18 protein-coding genes and 2 tRNA genes are annotated in these 21,231 nt (G+C 64.7%); 1 reads left to right on the top strand and 19 read right to left on the bottom strand.

Annotation, left to right across the window (positions count from 1 at the left end; translation table 11 throughout):
* Positions 1 to 67: 67 nt before the first annotated feature.
* The 3 genes from AC57B5_RS00345 to AC57B5_RS00335 are packed head-to-tail and all read right to left on the bottom strand — an operon-like array spanning position 68 to position 2,167.
* Positions 68 to 520 (bottom strand): CopD family copper resistance protein, encoded by a 453-nt coding sequence (locus tag AC57B5_RS00345; RefSeq protein WP_013800282.1) that lies wholly within the window; start codon positions 518 to 520, stop codon positions 68 to 70.
* Complete coding sequence (locus tag AC57B5_RS00340; RefSeq protein ID WP_496398494.1) at positions 517 to 957, bottom strand: RrF2 family transcriptional regulator; 441 nt, start codon at positions 955 to 957, stop codon at positions 517 to 519. Before AC57B5_RS00340 ends, AC57B5_RS00345 begins: the two co-directional genes overlap by 4 nt.
* A gap of 13 nt (positions 958 to 970) precedes the next feature.
* Positions 971 to 2,167 carry an NnrS family protein gene (locus tag AC57B5_RS00335; RefSeq protein WP_496398493.1) on the bottom strand — a complete coding sequence of 399 codons (1,197 nt, stop codon included), beginning with the start codon at positions 2,165 to 2,167 and terminating at the stop codon, positions 971 to 973.
* Between the two features lie 121 nt (positions 2,168 to 2,288).
* On the opposite strand from AC57B5_RS00335, the gene AC57B5_RS00330 reads away from it, so the two are divergent.
* Positions 2,289 to 2,627 carry a cupin domain-containing protein gene (locus tag AC57B5_RS00330; RefSeq protein ID WP_063327680.1) on the top strand — a complete coding sequence of 113 codons (339 nt, stop codon included), beginning with the start codon at positions 2,289 to 2,291 and terminating at the stop codon, positions 2,625 to 2,627.
* A 104-nt stretch (positions 2,628 to 2,731) separates the two neighbouring features.
* On the opposite strand, the gene AC57B5_RS00325 is transcribed toward AC57B5_RS00330, so the two are convergent.
* The 16 genes from AC57B5_RS00325 to AC57B5_RS00250 form a co-directional block, all read right to left on the bottom strand.
* Positions 2,732 to 2,807, bottom strand: a tRNA-Phe gene (locus tag AC57B5_RS00325).
* 66 nt (positions 2,808 to 2,873) lie between these two features.
* On the bottom strand, positions 2,874 to 3,545 hold the full coding sequence (locus AC57B5_RS00320; protein WP_013800278.1) for a response regulator: 672 nt from the start codon (positions 3,543 to 3,545) through the stop codon (positions 2,874 to 2,876).
* A 41-nt stretch (positions 3,546 to 3,586) separates the two neighbouring features.
* The gene (locus AC57B5_RS00315; RefSeq protein ID WP_034397922.1) at positions 3,587 to 5,929 is read right to left on the bottom strand and encodes a sensor histidine kinase; all 2,343 of its coding nucleotides are present in this window, start codon (positions 5,927 to 5,929) and stop codon (positions 3,587 to 3,589) included.
* Complete coding sequence (locus AC57B5_RS00310; RefSeq protein ID WP_373861127.1) at positions 5,926 to 6,609, bottom strand: DUF4390 domain-containing protein; 684 nt, start codon at positions 6,607 to 6,609, stop codon at positions 5,926 to 5,928. Before AC57B5_RS00310 ends, AC57B5_RS00315 begins: the two co-directional genes overlap by 4 nt.
* A complete protein-coding gene (gene rsmB / locus AC57B5_RS00305) occupies positions 6,554 to 7,942 on the bottom strand; it encodes a 16S rRNA (cytosine(967)-C(5))-methyltransferase RsmB (protein WP_012202445.1) in 1,389 nt (462 codons plus the stop codon). The genes AC57B5_RS00310 and rsmB overlap by 56 nt, the downstream gene beginning before the upstream one ends.
* Positions 7,939 to 8,568, bottom strand: a complete 630-nt coding sequence (locus tag AC57B5_RS00300; RefSeq protein ID WP_013800274.1) for a LemA family protein — start codon at positions 8,566 to 8,568, stop codon at positions 7,939 to 7,941. Before AC57B5_RS00300 ends, rsmB begins: the two co-directional genes overlap by 4 nt.
* A 269-nt stretch (positions 8,569 to 8,837) precedes the next feature.
* On the bottom strand, positions 8,838 to 13,067 hold the full coding sequence (gene rpoC / locus AC57B5_RS00295) for a DNA-directed RNA polymerase subunit beta' (RefSeq protein ID WP_013800273.1): 4,230 nt from the start codon (positions 13,065 to 13,067) through the stop codon (positions 8,838 to 8,840).
* A 23-nt stretch (positions 13,068 to 13,090) separates the two neighbouring features.
* A complete protein-coding gene (gene rpoB / locus AC57B5_RS00290) occupies positions 13,091 to 17,203 on the bottom strand; it encodes a DNA-directed RNA polymerase subunit beta (RefSeq protein WP_013800272.1) in 4,113 nt (1,370 codons plus the stop codon).
* A 276-nt stretch (positions 17,204 to 17,479) separates the two neighbouring features.
* The gene (gene rplL, locus AC57B5_RS00285; protein WP_012202441.1) at positions 17,480 to 17,857 is read right to left on the bottom strand and encodes a 50S ribosomal protein L7/L12; all 378 of its coding nucleotides are present in this window, start codon (positions 17,855 to 17,857) and stop codon (positions 17,480 to 17,482) included.
* Positions 17,858 to 17,894: 37 nt separating this feature from the next.
* Positions 17,895 to 18,422: a 50S ribosomal protein L10 gene (rplJ, locus tag AC57B5_RS00280; RefSeq protein WP_012202440.1), complete on the bottom strand. Its 528-nt coding sequence runs from the start codon at positions 18,420 to 18,422 to the stop codon at positions 17,895 to 17,897.
* A 226-nt stretch (positions 18,423 to 18,648) separates the two neighbouring features.
* Complete coding sequence (gene rplA / locus AC57B5_RS00275; protein WP_013800271.1) at positions 18,649 to 19,344, bottom strand: 50S ribosomal protein L1; 696 nt, start codon at positions 19,342 to 19,344, stop codon at positions 18,649 to 18,651.
* Positions 19,345 to 19,776 carry a 50S ribosomal protein L11 gene (rplK, locus tag AC57B5_RS00270; RefSeq protein WP_012202438.1) on the bottom strand — a complete coding sequence of 144 codons (432 nt, stop codon included), beginning with the start codon at positions 19,774 to 19,776 and terminating at the stop codon, positions 19,345 to 19,347.
* Between the two features lie 140 nt (positions 19,777 to 19,916).
* Positions 19,917 to 20,501 (bottom strand): transcription termination/antitermination protein NusG, encoded by a 585-nt coding sequence (nusG, locus tag AC57B5_RS00265; protein ID WP_012202437.1) that lies wholly within the window; start codon positions 20,499 to 20,501, stop codon positions 19,917 to 19,919.
* Complete coding sequence (secE, locus tag AC57B5_RS00260) at positions 20,501 to 20,884, bottom strand: preprotein translocase subunit SecE (protein WP_012202436.1); 384 nt, start codon at positions 20,882 to 20,884, stop codon at positions 20,501 to 20,503. The genes nusG and secE overlap by 1 nt, the downstream gene beginning before the upstream one ends.
* A gap of 86 nt (positions 20,885 to 20,970) precedes the next feature.
* Positions 20,971 to 21,046 (bottom strand) — tRNA-Trp (locus tag AC57B5_RS00255).
* A gap of 9 nt (positions 21,047 to 21,055) precedes the next feature.
* A partial coding sequence (locus AC57B5_RS00250; protein ID WP_496398492.1) for an EF-Tu C-terminal domain-related protein occupies positions 21,056 to 21,231 on the bottom strand: 176 nt, incomplete at its 5' end.

The raw sequence follows: 21,231 nt of genomic DNA, 5'->3' as shown, positions 1-21,231 counted from the left end.
TGCGCCCCCGTGCTCCAAGCCATGCGAGCAGCGAGCTTAACGCGGGCAGGGCCTGCCTGCAGGCTGACTACCAATGCAGGTAGAACATGGCCTTGGCCAGCAGCACGATGGCCAGCACGTGGCAGAACACGCTCAGGTGCAGGCGGTGCGAGCGGCGCCCGCCCAGCACACCGCGCCGGCGCCACCACATGGCCGCCAGGAAATGCCCGAACACGCTGAGCGCCAGCACGATCTTGAGCGCCAGCAGCAGGCCGAAGCTGCTGGCCAGCGGAGCAGCAAAGGCGGCAGCCAATGCCGCGCGGTGCTGCCAGGCCAGCCCCAGCCCCGCGCCGTACAGCACCATCAGCACCCAGGGCATGACGGCGACCGCGCGGTCGCCCAGCGCCTGCTCGGTGGCGCGCGCCACGGCAGCGGGCAGGTGGCGGCGCGCCCCGGCCAGCAGCACGACTTCGAAGAACACCGTGCCTGCAAAGGCAATGGCCGCCAGCAGGTGCAGGGTCAGCAGCAGTCCGTAGCTCATGCGCGGCTCCTGTGCGGCAGGGGCAGGGATGCGGGAGCCGGCAGCAGATCGGCCAGCGTGAAGCCGTCCAGATGGGCCATGAAGCTGTCCAGCGCCCCTCCCAGCACGCCGGCCAGCCGGCAGTCCTGCGCAAGCGTGCAGGCAGGCGGGCTGTTGCCCGTGAAGCATTCGACGATGGCAAAGTCCGGCTCCATGCCGCGCACCACGTCGCCCAGGCCGATGTCGGCCGGCGCATGGGCCAGGCGCATGCCGCCGCCCTTGCCGCGCACGGTCACGATCCAGCCGCGCAGCGCCAACTGGTGCGTGACCTTCATGAGGTGGGCTTCGGAGATGGCATGGGCCTGGGCGATCTCGGCAATCGTGCACAGCCGCCCGGGGTGGCGCGCCACATGCATGAGCAGGCGCAGCGCGTAGTCGGTCATCAGGGTCAGGCGCATGGCAGGCCTGCGATCATGCCTGCCGGTCGGCACGCGGGCGCACCAGCAGCGGGGCGAAACGCCACAGGTACAGCGCAAAGGCCAATACCCAGGCAGCGGCCGAGGCATGCAGCGCCGCCAGCGACAGCGCCGTGGGCAGCAGGGCCGCCAGGCGCAGCACGGCAGCGGCAATGACCAGGGCATAGGCGGCGACCATGCTGCGGTCGGTGCGCAGCGGCAGGCCCAGGTGGCCCATCGACGTCCGTGTGCACATGCCGATGATGAGCAGGGCAAAGCCGCCCGCACCGATCACATGCACGGGCCAGGCGGGGCGCAGCACCCATCCGGCCGCATGCGCGCCGGCCACCAGCAGGCCCGCACCCAGCGCCGAGTGGCCCAGGTAGAGAATCCACAGCAGCGGCACGCGGCGCACGGCCTGGGGCTTCCAGGCCAGCACCTGCCACAGGGCGATCAGGCCCGCCACGGCCAGGCCGGCGGCCAGGCCCGGCCACCAGCCCGCCAGCAGGCAGGCGATGGCCACCACGCCCGCGCCCAGTTGCCACTGGCCGCTGGCCGTGTGCATGGGGATCTGCAGGCCGGACACGGCGCGCATGGCGAAGAAGGGGATCACGCGCCGCGCGATCAGCAGCGCAATCACGGCCATGCACAGCAGGCCAGCGTTGAAGCGCTGCATGAGCGCGCCGTAGTCGCCTTGCCAGATAGACCACAGGTACAGCGCATCGGCCACGCCCAGGCCCGCCAGCAGCAGGGGCAGCCCGTAGTTGCGCCGGCTGCGCGCCACCTGAATGGCACGGCCCAGCGCCAGCGCGGCCCAGCAGAAGAAGGCCGCCTCGCACAGCGCGGCGACCGCAAAGGCCTGCGGCCCTGGCAGCAGGAAGCCTGCGCGAGCCACCAGCCACAGCAGGCACAGCGCGCCCAATGCCCGGCCCTGCAGGGGGTTGCGCCCTGTCCAGTTGCTGCCCGCCGTGAACAGAAAGCCCACGGCAATGGTGGCCACGAAGGCCCACAGCATCTCGTGCGCATGCCAGAACACGCCGGGCATGCGCCCGGCGATCCACTGCGGCGCATAGACCCACAGCGCCACCGACAGTGCAGCCCAAAGGCAGCCCAGCAGGTACAGCGGCCGGAACCCCAGCTCCAGGAAGGCCTTCCATTGCGGTGCCGGCTCCCGGGTTCGCAGGGGTTCCTCCAGTTCCAGCCATTGCGCCATGATGTCCACTCCTTCCGGCCCGCCGTGCGCCTGCATAAGATGTATTCAGCGTACATCTTCAGGCGCGCGGGCGGGGCCGCTGCGGCACCACCTTCTGACCCACATCAAGCAGGAGCCAAGCATGGCACTCGAACACGCAAAGCCACTGGATGTCATCGCCCTGCACGCCCGTGACGGCATGCACATCAGCACCAGCCTGATCAGAACGCCCCAGCTGCAGCTGCTTAGGCTGGTGCTGCCGCCCGGCCATGCACTGCCGCGCCACCAGGTGCCCGGCGAGGCCACCATTCACTGCCTGGCGGGCGAAGCCGGCATCGCCACACGCGTGGCCAGCCTGCGGCTGGTGGCCGGCTCGGTAGTGCTGGTGCCGGCGGGCGAACCCCATGACGTGCACGCCCGGGGCGAACAGGGCTGCGTGCTGCTGGTGACCGTGACAATGCAGCCGCCCCCGCCTGAGTGACTGAAGCGTGTGGCCTGGGCGTGCTGAACAACGGCAGGCTTTTCAGCAGCACAAAGAAAAACGGACCACTTCTTGCGAAGCAGTCCGTAATTTTTTACTGAATTTGGTGGCCTGGGACGGAATCGAACCGCCGACACAAGGATTTTCAATCCTCTGCTCTACCGACTGAGCTACCGGGCCGAGAACTAGATTATATGCAGGATTTTTTGACCCAAAAACGAAAAAGCCAAAATTCCTTCAAAAAGTCTATCCGCGCTTGTTGCGGCCCAGGTCCACGCCCAGCTGGCGCAGCTTGCGGTACAGGTGGGTGCGCTCCAGGCCGGTCTTCTCGGCCACGCGTGTCATGGAGCCGCCTTCGCGTGCCAGGTGGAATTCGAAGTAGGCCTTCTCGAAGCCGTCGCGCGCCTCGCGCAGCGGGCGGTCCAGGTCGAACCCCTGGTGTGCATGCGGCACGTTGTTGTCCACCGGCACGCGGCTGGCCGCAGGCGTGACCACGGCCGCAGTGTCCGGCTCGATCACCGCCACGGGCGCTGCAGCCGGTGCCTGGCTGGCGGCGTTGCGCGCCAGGCCCTGCTCCACGGCCTTGAGCAGCTTTTGCATGGTGATGGGTTTTTCGAGGAAGGACAGCGCACCGATGCGCGTGGCCTCAACGGCCGTCTCGATGGTGGCGTGACCGCTCATCATGATCACGGGCATGGTCAGCAGACCTGCCGAGGCCCATTCCTTGAGCAGCGATACGCCATCGGTGTCGGGCATCCAGATGTCGAGAAGCACGAGGTCGTAGGTGTTGGAGGCGCGCGCCGAGCGTGCCTGACCGGCGTTCTCGGCCACGTCCACACTATGACCTTCGTCGTTGAGGATTTCCGACAACAAATCCCGGATCCCCAGTTCGTCGTCGACCACCAGTATGTTTGCCATGTGTCTTAAGCCTATGTGCTGAGGCGCGGGGGGCGTCAGGCCTATCCCGTACGCTCAGGCGCAAATGATAGCGACACTTGCGCACCTTGAATCACCCCGTCGTCTTCCCTGTTGCCCAGGTCGATGCGGGCGCCATGCTCGTCTGCGATTTTCTTGACCACGGCCAGGCCCAGGCCGGTGCCTCGCACCTTGGTCGTGACGTAGGGCTCGAAGGCCCGTTGAAGGATGTTGGCGGCGAAGCCCGTGCCGCTGTCACTGATGCTCAGGCGCACGCGGCGCGTGGACTCGTTCCAGCGCGTCTCTATGGTCACGGGGCCGGGGGGCTGGCCGCTTTCCTGCGCGCGCTGGGCCGTGGCGTCCTGGGCATTCTGCAAAAGATTGTGAATGACCTGGCGCAGCTGCTGGCCATCGCCGGAAATCGGCGGGCATTGCGGGTCCAGCACGCAGTCCACGCGCACTTCGGCGTTCTCTTCCCCATACAGCTGGAGCACATCGGTGACCAGCGCGTTGAGGTCCAGCGACTGCAGGTTGGCGGCGGGAAGGCGCGCGTAGTCGCGGAATTCATCGACCAGGCGCTTCATGGCGCCGACCTGATCGACGATGGTCTTGACGGACTTGGCCAGCAGCGCCTGGTCAGCCGGCTGCAGCTTGTCGGTCAGCCGCATGGCCATGCGCTCGGCCGACAGCTGGATGGGAGTGAGCGGGTTCTTGATCTCGTGGGCCACGCGGCGCGCCACCTCGCCCCAGGCCTGGGCACGCTGGGCCGAGACGATTTCCGAGATGTCGTCGAAGACCAGCAGGCGCTGCGCATCGGGCAGTTCCGCACCACGCATGACCAGGGTGGTGGTGTGCTGGATGACGCCGCCATCGGTGGAGGCATGCAGCTCATGCACCAGTTGCCAGCGATCGCGCCCCTGCTCGCCCAGGAAGAGCGCGAACTGCTCCTGCACGACTTCGCCGAACTGCTCCAGCCCCGGCACCTGGGACAGCAGCCGGCCTTCATGGACGGCCATGGGCGCGCGCAATATGCGCGTGGCGCCGGGATTGCTCAGCACGATGGCGCCCCGCGCGTCCAGCACGATGACGCCCGAGGTGAGGTTGTCGAGGATGGTCTGCAGGTTGCCGCGTGCGGCATCGAGCTGGCCCATGCTGCGGTTGGCTTCGGCGCGGGCGTCGGCCAGTTGCTGGGTCATGAGCGCAAAGGAGCGTGTGAGCCCGCCGATCTCGTCGCGCGTCTGCAGCGCGGGCTTGGGCCGCAGGTCGCCGCGCGCCACGTCGCGCATGCCCTGGGCCAGCAGCAGCAGCGGCCTGGCCAGCTGGTTGCCCAGCACGATAGCCAGCACCACGGCGCCGAAGACGGCCAGGAACAGGCTGAGCGTGAGCGTGCCTATGTACATGCGCTGCAGGCCGCCGCGTGCCAGCGCGCGCTCCTGGTATTCGCGGTTGGCTGCCTGCACGGCCAGGGCATTGGTCACCAGGGCCTGCGGCAGTGCAATGGTGGCCTGCAGGTAGCGCGGCTCGGTCAGCAGGCCCACGCTGGGGTTGGGCACCAGGGCCAGGGTGCGGACCTGGGCGCCGGGCGCGGTGGCGCCGGGCTGGGCCATGCCGTCGTCGTCCAGGCCTTCGATGCTGGCCACGGCGCGCTGCTCGCGCAGCGAGCGCAGCATTTGCGCGCTAGGGCGTTCGGGCTGCAGGTTGAAGCGCGACTGGCCCACGCTGGCCACCGCGCGCAAGCCAGCCAGCTCGCCACTGCGCGGCACCGGCGCCGGACCCACGACGGCGATTTCGGAGGCGCTCCACAACACGACATCGGTGGCACCCAACTGGTCGCGCACGCGCTCCAGGATCAGCGCGGCGCCGGCATCGGAGACCTGGGACAGCTGGGCGCCTGCGGTGCGCGTGTTGTTGGCCATGTCATTGGCCACGGTCTCCAGCGTGGCACTGGCCAGGCTGACGCCGGCCGACAGCGCGCCCTCGACCTGCACATCGAACCAGCTTTCGATGGAGCGCGAGACGAACTGGTAGGAGACGATGTAGATCAGCAGGCCCGGCACCAGGCCCACCAGCGTGAAGATGCCGGCCAGCTTGAGCAGCAGGCGGCTGCCGAAGCGCCCGCGCTGCAGCCGGATGGCCAGGCGGATGCCGCCCCAGGCCAGGATGGCCAGCAGCAGGCCGGCCACGACCACGTTGGCGGCGAACAGCCAGTTGTAGTTGCGCTCGTAGTCCAGGCGGTTGTTGGTGGCCAGGGTGAGCAGGAACAGCAGCAGCACGCCGACCAGGCCCATGAGGCCGGCGCCCACGCCCACGGCCCAGCGCGTGCCGCGCGACAGGCCGGCCGAGGCCGGCAGGGCCACGCGTTCGTCGTCGGCTGAGGCCCTGCTCATGGGGCGTCTTCCAGCATCTGGGTGCGCGACAGCTGCAGGTTCCAGCCCGAGCGGCCCAGCGCGCCGATCTGCAGCGGCCTGGGCAGCTGGGACAGGTCGATGCGAAAGCGCAGTTGCACCGATACGCCCGATTGCGTGGGCGCCGTGTCCATGATCTTCCAGCGCGAGATGCGCTGCATGGAGGCCAGCGCATCGTCCAGGCTTTCGAAGGTCTGGCCCAGCGCCAGCCCCAGGCCGCTGCTGGAGAACGGGGTGCTGGAGATGTGCAGGCGCCAGCGGCGCGTCAGCGGCTGGTGGCTGAGGCGGTAGTGGCGACTGGCGGTGGCCAGTTGCTGATCGGACCAGTACCAGCGCTCGCGCTGGATCTGGGCATCGGCCACGAAGTACATGGGGATGCCCTGCCGCAGCGCATCGTCGATCTGGTAGGGCAGCTCGAAATGGAGGTTGGCCGACAGCAGCAGGCCGTCGTCGGAGCGATCGAGTTGCATGGGGCCGATCTCGGCCGTCAAGGCATCGGCCCTGGCCTGCAGGCCCAGACCCGCCAGCACGCCGGCCAGCACAAGCGCCCCGGCCAGCCGCGCCAGCAGGCGCAGCCAGGCTGGCGACCAGGCCCGATGGGGGGGGTCAGCGCGTCTTTTGCAGCAAGGCGTAGAAGAAACCGTCGTGGTCACCCAAAGCATTGTCAGCCAGCATGCCGGCTTTGTCGGCTTTGCCCGGGATTAAATGCCCCGGTGCCGCCAGGGTTCGCGCCTCACTGTTGCGTGTAACAAACGCTTGAACCTGTGCCTCGCCCTCTTCCCTGAAGACCGAGCAGGTGCAGTAGAGCAGGCGCCCACCGGGCTGCAGCAGGGGCCACAGGGTGTCGAGCAGGCGCGCCTGGATCTCGGCCAGCTGGCGCACATCGCTTTCGCGGCGCAGCCAGCGCACGTCGGGCTGGCGCCGCACGATGCCCGAGGCCGTGCAGGGCGCGTCCAGCAAGATGGCGTCGAACCGCTGGCCGCCGCATTGCGCATCGAACCACTGGTCGGGCCGGGATGCGTCGGCCACCACCACGCGGGCCTGCAGGCGCAGCCGCCCCAGCGTGTCCGCGATGCGCGCGGCGCGCTCGGCATCTATCTCCAGCGCCGTGACCTCCAGGGTCTGCGGTGCTGCGTACTCCAGCAGGTGGGCCGTCTTGCCGCCCGGGGCGGCGCAGGCATCGAGCACACGCAGCGCGCGGCCGGCGGGCTGCTCCAGCCCCTGCAGCAGCAGCGGCGCGGCCAGTTGCGCGGCCGCATCCTGCACCGAGGCCAGGCCTTCGTCGAAGCCCGGCAGGGATTGCACCGGCAGGGCCTGCTGCAGTTGCAGGCCGCTGTCGGCCACGGCCAGGGAAGGCACGTCCATGGCCTGCAGCGCTGCCTGGTAGGACTGGCGGTCCGTTTGTTGGCGGTTGACGCGCAGCGTCATCGGCGGCTGTTCATTGTTGGCCTGCAGGATGGCTTGCCAATGATCGGGATGGTCCTTGCGCAGGCGGGCGATCCACCAGGCCGGGTGGTTCCAGACGGCCTGCGGCTGGTCGTCGGTGGCGGCGACCAGGGCATCGCGCTCGCGCAGGAAGCGGCGCAGGCAGGCATTGATGAAGCCGGACTGGGCGCGCGTGGGCCCCTGCTTGGCAGCCTCCACCGTCTGGTTGACCAGGGTGAATGGTGGGTACGGTGCCCGGGATTCATCCCAGGCCAGGGCCAGGGCCGTGTTCAGCAATGCGCTGACGCGCGGCGGCGGGTTGCGCGAGGCCAGCTGCTTTTGCAGCGCCTGGGCACGGCCCAACTGGCGCAGCACCTGGAACAGCAGCGCCTGGACGCCGGGGCGCAGCGGCTGAGCCACGCGCGCCAGCACGCTGCGGCTGGACTGGCCTTCAAGCACGGACTGCAGGCATTGGGCAACGGCGTCGAGCTGCTGCCAAAGAGGAGGTGCGGCAGGTGCCTGCGAGGGCGCCGCAGCGCGGCGCGGGGAAGAATGCGTGCGTTGGTTCATGTTCCACTTTCCTGTGCCTTGCTGGCGACAGGCTCGACCAGCAGGCTGCGCACCGGGCGAAAGCCCAGCAGCCAGGCCAGCAGCCTGGCCGGATATTGCGCAATGGCGGCGTTGTAGCGCTCGGCCGCGGCGTTGAATTGCTGCAGTCCCAGGCGGTTGCGCACCTGGTGCTCGGTCCAGCGCTGCTGCCAGGGCTGCAGCGGATCGGGGTCCGGCGATGGGGCATCTGGTGGCGCAGCGCCAGTGCCAGCGGCGCCGGCGCCGGTATCAACGGCGACCTTGGTCATGGCCTGCCAGGCCACGTCCAGCGCCGAACAGGCGTGCTCCAGCGAGGCCAGCGCGGTCTCGCGCAGCGGCCGGCCACGGGCATCGACCAGGGCCGCCTGCAGCTGTGCGGCGGTCTGGTGCAGTGCGGCCTGGGCATGCACAAGGGCGGGGCTTTGGCCTTCGGCCTTGGGCTGGGCCTCGAAGGCCTGCAGCATGGCATGCCACTGGCCCAGGTGCGCATCGAGCGCTCCGAACTGCTGCACGCAGCCGCTGCGCAGCCGGGCCAGCCGGTTGTATGCGCCGACGGCCCAGAACACCAGCAGTGCCAGCAGCATCCATTCAAGAGACAAGGACCACATCGTCTGCAATGGCCCGGCCGGAGGCTGTTCCGGCCGAACTCTGGTTATTCCCAAAGAAAAACGCTCCCGCCTGCGCAGGGCAGGCCGGGAGCGTCACATCATCAAGCACTTGCGCCATGCACTGCTCTAGGAGACAGCATGTCCCAACAAGAGGGATGCCGAGCAAGGGCCTAGGCCGGCCGCGCCGCCCCGCAGCGAGGGCGTCGTCCCCCTCCCGCGTAGCGAGAGAGGGGGAAGCGGCACAGCCGCTCAGGGGGTGACACCGCCTATCAGTCAGCGGAAGCGTCACCGGCGACGGCAGCCACGCCAGCGTCGTCGTCAGCCATCACACCGGCCAGTTCGGCCGCTTCGGCGTCGGCGATGGCGCGGCGCTCTGCGTCGTCCATGGCGTCCTTGGCCTTGCGTGCCTGGTGGTAGGCCAGACCCGTACCAGCGGGGATCAGGCGACCCACGATGACGTTTTCCTTCAGGCCACGCAGCTCGTCGCGCTTGCCCATGATGGCAGCCTCGGTGAGCACGCGGGTCGTTTCCTGGAACGACGCGGCGGAGATGAAGGAGTCGGTCGACAGCGAAGCCTTGGTAATACCCAGCAGCACGTTGGAGTACGTGGCGGGGATCTTGCCTTCGCGCTGCAGGGCCTCGTTGGTATTGAGGATTTCCGAACGCTCGACCTGCTCGCCAGCGATGTAGGTCGAATCGCCGGTGTTCTCGACCACGACGCGGCGCAGCATCTGGCGAACGATCACCTCGATGTGCTTGTCATTGATCTTCACACCCTGCAGACGGTAGACGTCCTGCACTTCATCAACGATGTAGCGCGACAGCTCCTCGATGCCCAGCAGGCGCAGGATGTCCTGCGGATCGGCCGGGCCGTCAACGATGGACTCGCCCTTGTTGACCACCTGGCCTTCGTGCACCAGGATGTTCTTTTCCTTGGGCACGAGCTCTTCCCAGACCTTGCCATCCAGATCGGTGATCTGCATGCGCACCTTGCCCTTGGTTTCCTTGCCGAAGGAGATGGTGCCGGTCATCTCGGCCAGCGTGCCCTTGTCCTTGGGCGTACGGGCTTCGAACAGCTCGGCCACGCGGGGCAGACCGCCGGTAATGTCGCGGGTCTTCTGGCCTTCGACAGGGATACGGGCCAGCACTTCGCCGGGGCCCACGTCCTGGCCGTCACGCACCTGGATCAGAGCGCCGACCTGGAAGCCGATCGTCACCGAGTGGTCGGTGCCGGGGATCTTGACTTCCTGGTTGTTGGCATCGATCAGCTTGACCTGAGGACGCACGACCTTGGCAGAGCCACGGCGCTTGGGATCGATCACCACCAGCGTGGACAGACCGGTCACTTCGTCGACCTGCTTGGCCACGGTCAGACCCTCTTCCACATTCTCGAAGCGCACCTGGCCGGCGTACTCGGTAATGATGGGTCGGGTCAGCGGATCCCAGTTGGCCAGGATCAGACCGGCCTTGACCTGCTGGTCGGGCCTGACGGTCAGCACGGCACCGTAAGGCACCTTGTGGCGCTCACGCTCGCGGCCGTTGTCGCTGATGACGATTTCGCCCGAACGCGAAATCACGACCAGCTCACCCTTGGTGTTGCTGACGTAACGCATCGTGCTGTTAAAGCTGATGGCGCCGTTGGACTTGGCTTCCACGCTCGATGCGATGGCAGCGCGCGAAGCGGCACCACCGATGTGGAAGGTACGCATGGTCAGCTGCGTGCCGGGCTCGCCGATGGACTGGGCGGCGATCACACCCACGGCTTCGCCGAGGTTGATCTGGCCGCCGCGGCCCAGGTCGCGGCCGTAGCACTTGGCGCACAGGCCGTAGCGGGTTTCGCAGTTCAGCGCGGTGCGGACCTTGATCTCGTCCACGCCTTGCAACTCGAGTTCATCGATCCCGTCTTCGTTGAGCAGCGTGCCTGCGGGCAGCAGGACGGCCAGCGTCTCGGGATGCACGACGTCCTCGGCCGTGGTACGGCCCAGCACGCGGTCGCGCAGCGATTCGATCACTTCACCGCCTTCGACGATGGCGCGCATCAGTGCGCCATTGGTCGTGCCGCAATCGTCCTCGTTGACCACCAGATCCTGCGTCACGTCCACCAGACGACGCGTCAGGTAGCCGGAGTTGGCCGTCTTCAACGCCGTGTCGGCCAGACCCTTTCGGGCGCCGTGGGTGGAGATGAAGTACTGCAGAACGTTCAGGCCTTCACGGAAGTTCGCCGTAATGGGCGTCTCGATGATGGAGCCGTCAGGCTTGGCCATCAGGCCACGCATGCCGGCCAGCTGGCGGATCTGCGCGGCCGAGCCGCGGGCACCGGAGTCGGCCATCATGTAAATGGCGTTGAACGATTCCTGCTCGACTTCGTTGCCGTGGCGGTCGATGACCTTTTCCTTGGCAAGCTGGGCCATCATGACCTTGGAGACTTCGTCGCCGGCCTTGCCCCAGATGTCCACCACCTTGTTGTAGCGCTCGCCAGCGGTCACGAGACCGGAGACGTACTGCTGTTCGATCTCCTTCACCTCGGCTTCGGCACGGCCGATGATCTCGGCCTTTTGCGGCGGCACCAGCATGTCGCCGATGGCGATCGAGATACCGGCGTGCGTGGACAGGCGGAAGCCGTTTTGCAGCAGTTTGTCGGCAAACACCACCGTGGCCTTGAGACCGCACTTGCGGAACGAGGCGTTGATGAGCTTGGAGATTTCCTTCTTCTTGAGCGCCTTGTTCATGTGGCTGAACGGCAGGCCCTTGGGAAGGATCTCGGACATCAGGGCGCGGCCCACGGTGGTTTCCACCAGGCTGGTCGAAGGCTCGAACTCGCCGGAGTCCTTGTTCTTGGTCCACTCGGTCAGACGCACGCTGATCTTGGCGGCCAGTTCGACCTGGTCGGAGTCCAGCGCGCGCTGCACTTCACCGATGTCGGCGAAGATCATGCCTTCGCCCTTGCCGTTGATGCGCTCGCGCGTTGCGTGGTACAGACCCAGCACCACGTCCTGCGAAGGAACGATGGAGGGCTCGCCCGATGCGGGGAACAGCACGTTGTTGGAGGCCAGCATCAGCGTGCGGGCTTCCATCTGTGCTTCCACCGACAGCGGAACGTGGACAGCCATCTGGTCACCGTCGAAGTCGGCGTTGAAGGCCGCGCAGACGAGCGGGTGCAGCTGGATGGCCTTGCCTTCGATCAGGATGGGCTCGAAGGCCTGGATGCCCAGTCGGTGCAGCGTGGGAGCACGGTTCAGCATGACCGGGTGCTCCTTGATGACCTCTTCGAGGATGTCCCACACCACGGGCGTGCCGGATTCGACTTCCTTCTTCGCCGCCTTGATGGTGGTGGCGATGCCGCGCTGCTCGAGCTGCGCGAAGATGAAGGGCTTGAACAGTTCCAGCGCCATCAGCTTGGGCAGACCGCACTGGTGCAGCTTGAGGTACGGACCCACCGTGATCACGGAACGGCCCGAATAGTCCACGCGCTTGCCCAGCAAGTTCTGGCGGAAACGACCGCTCTTGCCCTTGATCATGTCGGCCAGCGACTTCAGGGCACGCTTGTTGGCGCCCGTCATGGCCTTGCCACGGCGGCCGTTGTCCAGCAGCGAGTCCACCGCTTCCTGCAGCATGCGCTTTTCGTTGCGCGCGATGATTTCCGGAGCCTTCAGCTCCAGCAGGCGGCGCAGACGCGAGTTGCGGTTGATGACGCGGCGATACAGGTCGTTCAGGTCGGACGTCGCGAAGCGGCCGCCGTCCAGCGGCACCAGCGGACGCAGGTCCGGGGGCAGCACGGGCAGCACTTCCATGACCATCCAGCCCGGCTTGATGCCGGACTTCTTGAACGCTTCCAGCAGCTTCAGGCGCTTGGCGTTCTTCTTGACCTTGACTTCGGAGCCGGTCAGATCGCCGCGCAGGCGCTCGGTCTCGACATCGATGTCGATGCCTTCGAGCAGATCCTTGATGCCTTCGGCGCCCATCTTGGCTTCGAACTCGTCACCGTATTCGGTGCGCTTGGCCTCGTAATCGTCCTCGGTCATGATGCTGAACTTCTTCAGCGGGGTCATGCCGGGGTCGGTCACCACGTAGGCTTCGAAGTACAGCACGCGCTCGATGTCGCGCAGCGTCATGTCGAGCACCAGGCCCAGACGCGACGGCAGCGACTTCAGGAACCAGATGTGGGCGCAGGGCGCAGCCAGGTCGATGTGGCCCATGCGCTCGCGGCGCACCTTGGTCTGGGTCACTTCGACGCCGCACTTCTCGCAGATCACACCGCGGTGCTTGAGGCGCTTGTACTTGCCGCACAGGCACTCGTAGTCCTTGATGGGGCCAAAGATCTTGGCGCAGAACAGACCATCGCGCTCGGGCTTGAACGTGCGGTAGTTGATGGTCTCGGGCTTCTTCACCTCGCCAAAGGACCAGGAACGGATCTTCTCGGGAGAAGCCAGACCGATCTTGATGGCATCGAAATGCTCATCAGGCGTGAATTGCTTGAACAGGTCGAGTAGAGATTTCATAAGACTCTTTCCCTTTTCAATATTTAAGAACGCTCAAGCTCGATGTCGAGGCCCAGGGAGCGGATTTCCTTGACCAGCACGTTGAACGACTCGGGCATGCCTGCCTCGATGGCGTGCTCGCCCTTGACGATGGATTCGTACACCTTGGTACGGCCCACCACGTCGTCGGACTTCACGGTCAGCATTTCCTGCAGCACATAGGCGGCGCCGTAAGCTTCCAGCGCCCACACTTCCATTTCCCCGAAACGCTGGCCACCGAACTGGGCCTTGCCGCCCAGCGGCTGCTGCGTCACCAGAGAGTACGGACCCGTGGAGCGGGCGTGCATCTTGTCGTCGACCAAGTGGTGCAGCTTCAGGTAGTGCATGTAGCCGATGGTGGTCGGACGCTCGAAGCGGTCGCCGGTGCGGCCGTCATACAGGTAGGCCTGCGTGCGCGACTCGGTCAGCCCCTTGCGCTGGGCCAGTTCCTCCGGATATGCCAGATGCAGCATGTCCTGGATTTCCTGCTCGGACGCACCATCGAACACCGGCGTGGCAAACGGCACGCCCGTGGTCAGCGCCTGCGCCATGGACACGATCTCCTTGTCGTCGAGCTGCGTCAGGTCTTCCTTGCGGCCGCGCGAGTTGTAGATCTCTTCCATGAAGGTGCGGATCTCGGCGGCGCGGGCTTCCTGCTGCAGCATGTCGCCGATGCGCTGGCCCAGGCCCTTGCCGGCCCAGCCCAGATGCACTTCCAGCACCTGGCCGATGTTCATACGCGAAGGCACGCCCAGCGGGTTCAGCACGATGTCGGCAGTGGAGCCGTCGGCCATGTAGGGCATGTCCTCGACCGGAACGATCTTGGAGACCACACCCTTGTTGCCGTGGCGGCCGGCCATCTTGTCGCCGGGTTGCAGGCGGCGCTTGACGGCCAGGTAGACCTTGACCATCTTGAGCACGCCAGCGGGCAGCTCGTCGCCCTGGGTGAGCTTCTTGCGCTTTTCTTCAAAAGCCAGGTCGAAGCTGTGGCGCGTCTGCTCCAGCGAGTTCTTGATGGACTCGAGCTGGGTGGCGACTTCGTCCTCTGCAGGACGGATGTCGAACCAGTGGAACTTCTCCACGCCATCCAGGTAGGCCTTGTCGATCTTGGCGCCCTTGGCCAGCTTCTGCGGGCCGCCGTTGGCCACGCGGCCATTGAGCAGCTTTTCGATACGGTCGAAGGCGTCGGCCTCGACGATGCGCAGCTGGTCGTTCAGGTCCAGGCGGTAGCGCTTGAGTTCATCGTCGATGATCTGCTGGGCGCGCTTGTCACGCTGGATGCCTTCACGGGTGAAGACCTGCACGTCGATCACAGTGCCTTGCGAGCCCTGGTCCACACGCAGCGAAGTGTCCTTCACGTCGGAAGCCTTCTCGCCGAAGATGGCGCGCAGCAGCTTCTCTTCAGGCGTCAGCGTGGTCTCGCCCTTGGGCGTGACCTTGCCGACCAGCACATCGCCGGGCTGCACTTCCGCACCCACGTAGATGATGCCGGACTCGTCCAGGCGGTTGAGCTGCTGCTCGGACAGGTTCGGGATGTCGCGCGTGATTTCCTCGGCACCGAGCTTGGTGTCGCGGGCCATCACCACGAGTTCTTCGATGTGGATCGAGGTGTAGCGGTCTTCGGCCACCACGCGCTCGTTGATCAGGATCGAATCCTCGAAGTTGTAGCCGTTCCAGGGCATGAAGGCGATCAGCATGTTCTGACCGATGGCGATTTCGCCCAGGTCGGTCGATGCGCCGTCGGCCACCACGTCACCCTTGGCCAGCTTGTCGCCACGCTTGACGATGGGTCGCTGGTGGATGTTGGTGTTCTGGTTGGAACGCTGGTACTTGATGAGGTTGTAGATGTCCACGCCGACTTCGCCGGCCACGGCTTCCGCATCGTTCACGCGGACCACGATGCGCGTTGCATCGACATAGTCCACGATACCGCCGCGGGTTGCCGTCACCACGGTGCCGGAGTCCACTGCCGCCACGCGCTCGATGCCCGTGCCCACCATGGGCTTTTCGGGACGCAGCACAGGCACGGCCTGACGCGACATGTTGGCGCCCATCAATGCGCGGTTCGCGTCATCGTGTTCCAGGAACGGAATCAGCGAGGCAGCCACCGACACGATCTGTGCGGGCGACACGTCCATGTACTGAACGCGCTCGGCCGACACCAGGGTCGAATCACCCTTTTCGCGCGCCGACACCAGGTCGCCGATCAGGCGGCCTTCGGCATCCAGCTCGGCATTGGCCTGGGCGATGATGTACTTGCCTTCCTCGATGGCCGACAGATAGTCGATCTCCATCGTGACCTTGCCGTCGGCCACCCGGCGGTACGGCGTCTCGATGAAGCCGTACTCGTTCAGGCGGGCGTACAGGGCCAGCGAGTTGATCAGGCCGATGTTCGGGCCTTCAGGCGTTTCGATAGGGCAGACGCGGCCGTAGTGGGTCACGTGCACGTCGCGCACTTCGAAGCCTGCACGCTCGCGGGTCAGACCGCCCGGGCCCAGGGCCGAGACGCGACGCTTGTGCGTGATTTCGGCCAGAGGGTTGGTCTGGTCCATGAACTGCGACAGCTGCGACGCACCGAAGAATTCCTTCAGGGCGGCCGAAATCGGCTTGCTGTTGATCAGGTCATGGGGCATCAGCGGCTCTTGCTCGGCCTGGCCCAGACGCTCCTTCACAGCCTTCTCGATACGTGCCAGGCCCGTGCGGTACTGGTTTTCGGCCAGTTCGCCCACGCAACGCACGCGGCGGTTGCCCAGGTGGTCGATATCGTCGACTTCGCCCTTGCCATTGCGCAGATCCACCAGGATCTTGACCACGGCCAGGATGTCCTCGTTGGACAGCACCATGGGGCCGGTGGCGCCATCGCGGCCGACCTTGGCGTTGAACTTCATGCGGCCCACGCGCGACAGATCGTAGGTGTCGGCGTTGTAGAACAGGCGCTGGAACAGGGCCTGCACGGCGTCTTCGGTCGGCGGCTCGCCGGGGCGCATCATGCGGTAGATGGCCACGCGTGCAGCGAACTCATCGACGGTTTCGTCGGTGCGCAGGGTTTGCGAGATGTAGGCGCCCTGGTCCAGCTCATTCGTGTAGATGCACTGCAGATCCTGGATGCCGGCGCTGCGCAGCTTCTTGAGCAGGGACTCGGTCAGCTCTTCATTGGCCTTGGCGATGATCTCGCCCGTGTCCGGATCGACGATGTTCTTGGCGACCACGCGGCCGATCAGGAAATCTTCGGGGACGCTGATGAACTTGGTGCCCGACTGCTCCAGCTCGCGCGTGTGGCGAGCGGTGACGCGCTTGTCCTTGGCGACCACGACCTTGCCCGACTTGTCGGTGATGTCGAAGCGCGCGACTTCGCCGCGCAGGCGCTCGGAGACGAACTCCATCTGCGCGCCCGAATCCATGAGGCGGAAGTTGTCGTTGACGAAGAAGTTGGCCAGGATCGATTCCGGCGTCAGGCCGATGGCCTTCAGCAGAATGGACACGGGCATCTTGCGGCGACGGTCGACGCGGAAGAACAGCAGGTCCTTGGGGTCGAACTCGAAGTCCAGCCACGAGCCGCGGTAAGGAATGATGCGTGCCGAGAACAGCAGCTTGCCCGAGCTGTGGGTCTTGCCCTTGTCGTGCTCGAAGAACACGCCAGGCGAGCGGTGCAGCTGCGAGACGATGACACGCTCGGTGCCGTTGATGATGAACGAGCCCTTTTCGGTCATCAGGGGCACTTCGCCCATGTAGACCTCTTGCTCCTTGACTTCCTTGACCACCTTGGACTGCGAGGTCGAAGACTCACGGTCATAGATGATCAACTGGACCTTGGCGCGCACGGCGGAGGCGAACGTCAGACCACGGGTCTGGCACTCGCGCACATCGAAAGCAGGCTTGGCGAGGTTGTACTCGACGAACTTCATCTCCACAAAACCGTTGTGGGAGACGATGGGGAAGGCGGAGTTGAAGGCCGCTTGCAGGCCTTCGATGGTGCGTTTTTTGGGGGCTACATCTGACTGCAAGAATGCGGTATATGCATCTTTTTGCATCTGCAGCAGGTAAGGCACTTCGAGCACGCTGTCGCGGCTCCCGAAGCTTTTGCGGATTCGCTTGCGTTCGGTGTAAGAATAGGCCATGAGATCTCCGGGCAAAGACATGAGTCCTGGGTCTGCGACGACTGCCCCACATGGAAAGCTCCCTGCGGGCTTGGCGGTTGGCCACTACCAACCATGGCTGACGGCGATGCGTTGCACATCGCCCGAACCAAGGCATCTTCTGCTGTCGGGTTGTCAGAAGACACTAAAAAACAGACTGTGCTGACTGCTTTTTAGTGTGCTCTATGGATCAGCGCTCCACAAGCGCCAAAGGCTGGAGGCCCTTTTTCGGAGCCTCCAGCCCTTGAGGGGACTGAATTACTTCAGTTCAGCCTTGGCACCGGCTTCCACCAGCTTCTTCACAGCGGCTTCAGCGTCAGCCTTGGCAACGCCTTCCTTGACGTTCTTGGGAGCGCCGTCGACCAGGTCCTTGGCTTCCTTCAGACCCAGGCCGGTGATTTCACGCACGGCCTTGATGACGGAAACCTTGTTCGCGCCGGCTTCGGTCAGCACAACGTTGAACTCGGTCTTTTCTTCTGCAGCAGCAGCGCCGCCAGCAGCGCCGCCAGCAGCGGGAGCAGCCATAGCGGCAGCGCTCACGCCAAACTTCTCTTCAATGGCCTTCACCAGGTCATTGAGTTCCAGGACCGTCATGCCGTCGAGCGCGGTCAGAAATGCGTCTTTATCGAATGCCATTTTGATTTCCTAACAATATTGGTTAACTGCCGCGCGCTCAGGCTGCGACTGCTTCGGCTGCCGGTTCTTCGGCAGAGCCTTCGCTCTTCTTTGCCGCCAGGGCGCCCAGCACAACGGCCGTACGCGAGATAGGCGACATCAGCAAGCCACACAGTTGTGCCAGCAGAACTTCCTTCGAGGGGATGTTCGCCAGTTGCTTCACACCGTTCACGTCCAGGGCCTTGCCTGCAAACGCACCACCGCGAATCACCAGCTTGTCGTTGGTTTTCGCGAAGTCGGCCACCACCTTGGCGGCGGCCACTGCGTCTTCAGAGAAGCCATAGATCAGAGGGCCGGTCATCTGGTCGGCGACAACGTCAAACTGGCTGCCAGCCACAGCACGGCGGGCCAGCGTGTTCTTCAACACGCTCAGGCTCACACCCTTGCTGCGAGCATCAGAACGCAGTTTGGTCATGTCGGCGACCGTGATGCCGCGGTATTCCGCGATCACAAGCGTTTGAGCTTTTGCGGCGAGGCTGGTCACTTCATTGATGACCGCTTCTTTCTCACTGCGATTAAGACTCAAGGTCTACTCCTTCAAATGCGCACTCGGGGCAAGCCCCTCATGCGCGCTCTTGTTGCAGCGACCAACTGTTTTGGAAATGCATCCATCTGCAGCGGGATCGCCATCTGCGTTGGCCCCGGGGGTTTAAGTGCCGCAAGGCACACCAACGGTCTTGGATGACCCGGCGCATCGCTGCACCGGCCCACCACTGAGGCACCCCGAAAGGTGTCTCAAGATTTCTTGGCTATCAGGCCGAGATGGTTTGCGTGTCGACGCGAACGCCCACACCCATGGTCGACGAAACAGCGACCTTGCGCAGGTACAGGCCCTTGCTCGAAGCGGGCTTGGACTTGTTCAGGGCGTCGATCAGCGCAGCCAGGTTGCCTTGCAGCTTCTCGTTGTCGAACGAGCGGCGGCCGATGGTGGCGTGGATGATGCCGGCCTTGTCGACGCGGTATTGCACCTGACCAGCCTTGGCGTTCTTCACAGCCGTGGCCACATCGGGAGTCACCGTGCCAACCTTGGGGTTGGGCATCAGGCCGCGCGGGCCCAGGATCTGGCCCAGCGTACCGACGACGCGCATGGCGTCGGGGGCAGCGATGACCACGTCGAAGGGCATGTCGCCAGCCTTCACGCGGGCAGCCAGGTCGTCCATGCCGACCACGTCGGCGCCGGCAGCCTTGGCTTCTTCAGCCTTGGCGCCTTGGGCGAACACAGCCACGCGGGCGATCTTGCCGGTGCCATGGGGCAGCACGACAGCGCCGCGAACCACTTGGTCAGACTTCTTGGCGTCCACGCCCAGTTGCACGGCCACGTCGATGGATTCATCGAACTTGGCGGTGGCAGCGTCCTTCACCAGCGCGACTGCGTCAGCGAAAGCGTACAGCTTGGTGGACTCCACCTTGCCCTGGAGAGCCTTTTGCTTCTTGGTCAACTTGGCCATTTACACGCCCTCCACAATCACGCCCATCGAGCGAGCCGAACCAGCCAGCGTACGCACGGCGGCGTCCACGTCAGCAGCGTTCATGTCCTTCAGCTTGGTGTTGGCGATCTCTTCCAGCTGAGCGCGGGTGATCTTGCCGACCTTGTTCTTCAGGGGGTTGGAAGAACCCTTGTCCAGCTTGATGGCCTTCTTGATCAGCACAGTCGCCGGAGGCGTCTTGATGATGAAGGTGAAGCTCTTGTCCGCGAAGGCCGTGATGACCACGGGCAGGGGCAGTCCGGGCTCGACACCTTGGGTCTGGGCGTTGAACGCCTTGCAGAATTCCATGATGTTGAGGCCGCGCTGACCCAGCGCAGGACCGATCGGGGGAGAGGGATTGGCCTTACCAGCTGGCACTTGCAGCTTGATGAAGCCGACGATTTTCTTCGCCATTGAATGCTCCTTGCGGGTATAGCGCCGCCGGCCAAACCAACAACAGTTGCAGCCGACAGCTCCCCGGGGGTTAAAAGACTCTTGTGAGAACGCCCTGCACCAAGCCTAAAAATGCAGAGCCAGAGATTGTAAGCGGTAACTCAGGTTTTTTCAACCTGGGCAAATTCAAGCTCGACCGGCGTGGAGCGACCGAAGATCATCACGGAGACGCGCAGACGGCTCTTCTCGTAGTTGACCTCTTCGACAGAGCCGTTGAAGTCCGTGAACGGACCTTCCTTGACACGCACCAGCTCGCCGGGCATGAACTCGACCTTGTGGCGCGGCTTTTCCGTGCCTTCCTGCATCTGGCTGACGATCTTGCGCACTTCCTCTTCGGAAATGGGCGCAGGACGGTTCTTGGCACCGCCCACGAAACCCGTCACCTTACTGGTGTGCTTGACCAAGTGCCAGGTATCGTCGTCCATGACCATCTCGACGAACACGTAGCCAGGGAACAGACGGCGTTCGGTAGTGCGGCGCTGGCCATTCTTCATTTCCACCACTTCTTCAGTGGGGACAAGAATGCGGCCGAACTTGGACTGCATGTCAGAGCGCGCGATGCGCTCGATGATGTTGCGCTCAACCGCCTTTTCCATGCCGGAGTAGGCATGGACGATGTACCAGCGCAGATCCGGATTGGCAGGCGCTGCCCCTCCGTCGTTCACACCCGTTTCGACAGCATCCATTACTTCCTCCAGCCCAAAATCAGGTCGTACAAGACCCACTCAAGCGTCTTGTCCGTGAACCACAGGAACAAGGCCATGATGACGACAAAGCCGAAGACGTACAAGGTCATCTGCATGGTTTCCTTGCGTGTCGGCCAGACGACCTTCTTGACTTCGCGCCAGGCATCCTGGGCAAAGCTCACGAAACGCTTTCCGGGCTCGGAAACAAGGAACGTGCCAGCAGCTGCAGCCAGGCCGACCAGCAGCACCAGCCACTGGACGATGGGCCCTTGCTTGCTCAGCAGATAGAAACCTGCGATCGCAGCAACGACTAAAGCCGCGACTGCGGCAAGCTTGGCTTTGTCAGCTCCGGAGCTGACCGTTTCAACCTGAGTAGTGGCCATAATCCATTTCTAATGCGCATCTTTTGCGCAACGCCAAGACACCGAAGCCCGCTTTGGGGCGGGCTCGTTGCGATTCCACCATCAGGTGGCAGGGGCAGTAGGAATCGAACCTACAACCTTCGGTTTTGGAGACCGACGCTCTGCCAATTGAGCTATACCCCTACGAATCAATTAGGCAATGATCTTGGCAACCACGCCAGCGCCCACGGTACGGCCACCTTCGCGGATAGCGAAGCGCAGACCTTCTTCCATGGCGATGGGGGCGATCAGCTTGACGGTGATCGACACGTTGTCACCAGGCATCACCATTTCCTTGTCGGCGGGCAGCTCGATGGAGCCGGTCACGT

The organism is Delftia sp. BGA-UO-ETr-SB1 (genome assembly GCF_059567865.1).
The sequence above is the reverse complement of the archived record's forward strand: the minus strand, read 5'-3'. Positions and strand labels throughout refer to the sequence as shown.